Below are 2,599 nucleotides of genomic sequence, written 5' to 3'. Positions count from 1 at the left end.
CACCAGCGCCCTCGAGATTTTGTCTGGCATGACGCGCAGTTTTGGCGTGGAGGTGGACGTCGCGCAAAGTGGTCGAGCCGCACTGGCCTTGCTGGCGGAGGCCGAAGCCAAGACGAGGCCCTATGATCTGGTGCTCATGGATTGGCGCATGCCCGGCATGGATGGTGTGGAGACGGTATTGCAGATGCAGGCTGCCAAACTGGCGCATACACCGTCGGTGATCATGGTCACCGCATTCGGTCGCGAGGAAGCCCGCGATGAAGCCAGCAAGCACGACATTCAATTACCGGTGGTGCTGACCAAACCGGTAACTCCGTCCACCTTGCTTGAGGCGTTGGGTACCGTGCTCGGCATCAACCCTCAGGTCGATTCCCGTTCCAACGAGCGATTCGGCCAGAGCGCCAGCGCCATGGCCAGCCTGCGTGGCGCGCGATTGCTGYTGGTGGAGGACAATGAGCTCAACCTGGAGCTGGCATGTGAACTGCTGGAGAGTGCCGGGATCGAGCTGAATCTGGCCGTCAACGGCGCAGAGGCGCTCGACCAGCTGGAGCGTGATGCGGACCTTGATGGTGTGTTGATGGATTGCCAGATGCCGGTGATGGACGGTTATACCGCGACCCGCAAGATACGCGAGCAGGCACGTTGGGCGAATCTGCCGGTGATCGCCATGACCGCAGACGCCATGGCGGGGGATCGCGAGCGGGCGCTTGCCTGCGGCATGAACGATCACATCTCCAAACCCTTGAACGTCGAGGACATGTTTGCCACGTTGGCCAAGTGGATACATCCGAAGCCTGACCGTGGCGCGCCTGCGGCCGATGTTTCGTCGGTTGCCAAGGTGACGGCGGCGGGCCTGCCAGCCAGCCTTCCCGGCATCGATTTGAACGCAGGTCTGGCCACCTGCATGGGCAAGGTCGATCTCTACCTGCGCCTGCTGCGCAAGTTTCGCTCCAGCCAACAGGCTTTTTGCGCCGAGTTTCTGGCCGCCCGAGGTGCAAGCGATCCTTCGGTGCCAGTTCGACTGGCCCATACCCTGCGGGGTACGGCGGGCAATATCGGTGCCGTTGGCGTGGCGAACGCCGCCGGCCATCTGGAACAGGCGTGTCTGAGTGGTGCAGTGGAGCAGGACGTGGCTGATCGACTGGCGGAGGTAGAACGCTGCCTGACACCGGTGCTTGAAGGCCTGTTGGTGCTGACCGAATCAACGGTATTAGTCGATACATCAGCGGCGCCACCCTTCGACAGCGAATGGCATGTGCAATTGGCTCACGTGCGCAATCTGCTGACCGAGAGTGACGCCCAGGCACTGACGGCCTTGCACACACTACAGGGCCTGGCTTCAGGCCCTCGGTTAACCGAGCAGTTGCGTCGGGTTGTCCAGCAAGCCGAGAGCTTCGATTTCGATCAGGCGCTGGAGTTGCTTGAAGGCCTGTCGTGATCCTAAAGATGGCTGAGCACAGGGACGACTAAATGATGGATGCCATCAATTCACGCGCTTGAGCGCGCAAGGTTTCACTGCGTGTAGGCAGTGTTTTCCTGCTCATTAAACATCAACGGAGGGTGCCTGTTTAAGCGCCCTCAAGGTTACGTCCTGAAAGCTACAAAACCTTGCGCCGTTGCCTACGGCTACGCCAGAATCCGCCGGCTTGTGTGTCGTGGGCCTTGGTTCTATCGTTTCCCTGTCGCTGATCATTCAGCGGTCGGGCTTGGAAACTCGACGGGTAAACGACACGAAGGCACTCTTCATAACGTACTTTTTCGCACGATGTGCATTCCGTTATGGCAGCTGTGCGTGGGAGACCTTATAGGTCTGCCGGGCTCGTTTACCCTGGTTTTCCAACCTGCGTACAGTTGCCACCTCTTCGCTTGGAAACGAACGTGGCAGCTCCATCAGTAAACGAGGATGTACCATGTTCAAGGTCACACCAAATCCGCCGGACACTGATCCGGTGTCCCGTACGAACCCGACTCAAAAAAACTCAACGAGCCCCCTCGCCACAGGTCGGTGTTTTGAAGCTGGAAATGTTGGGCATCAAAAGATCGCTCAAGTGAGCGCTTACGATTTGGCGCGTCAGTGAGGAGGGCTTCAGTGGACTACAAGACTGTGTATGCGCTGAGCAATTTACCGCGGGGGGGGGGTAGCAAAGAGCCGCACCCCCCCCTGGTACCTTAGAAGCGATACTTCGCCGAAGCCGTAACGCTACGCGGTGCACCGTATGTCAGGGCGCCGAAGGCATCGAAAATGTCGAAGTACTTTTCATCGGTGACGTTGTTCGCATTCACCTGAGCCGAGAGGTTGTCGGTGATCTCGTAGCGAGCCATCAGGTTGACCAGCGCATAGGCATCCTGCTGGATCTTCTCGGAGTTGCCGGCCGGGTTGATGGCGTAGGTGTAGATCGAGTCTTGCCAGTTAACCCCGCCGCCAATGGTCAGCTTGTTGAAAGCACCGGGCAGACGGTAGGTGGTGAACGTTCGCAGCAGTTTGGTCGGGTACAGCGTGTTGACGTCGTCGCCGTTGGCATCGTCGACTTTGAACTGGGTGTAACCCAGCGTTGCGTTCCAGTCCGTTGCGAGTTCGCCGGACACTTCCAACTCGAAG

The 2,599-nt window shown here is 58.9% G+C and carries 2 protein-coding genes and 1 pseudogene; 2 read left to right on the top strand and 1 reads right to left on the bottom strand.

The window, feature by feature from the left end; all coding sequences use genetic code 11:
• The coding region (locus tag AC1DRJ_RS24125; RefSeq protein ID WP_477804361.1) for a response regulator at positions 1 to 1,438 on the top strand (1,438 nt) is incomplete at its 5' end.
• 472 nt (positions 1,439 to 1,910) lie between these two features.
• Positions 1,911 to 1,987, top strand: a pseudogene (locus AC1DRJ_RS24120) (DUF6124 family protein); the annotation flags it as partial.
• Between the two features lie 182 nt (positions 1,988 to 2,169).
• Here AC1DRJ_RS24120 and AC1DRJ_RS24115 read toward each other — a convergent pair.
• Positions 2,170 to 2,599 (bottom strand): TonB-dependent receptor domain-containing protein (locus AC1DRJ_RS24115; RefSeq protein WP_477804360.1); only part of this gene is annotated, 430 nt, incomplete at its 5' end.

Source organism: Pseudomonas sp. P5_B2 (assembly GCF_056400445.1).
Note: the sequence above shows the minus strand (reverse complement) of the source record. Positions and strands in the feature narration are given on the sequence as shown.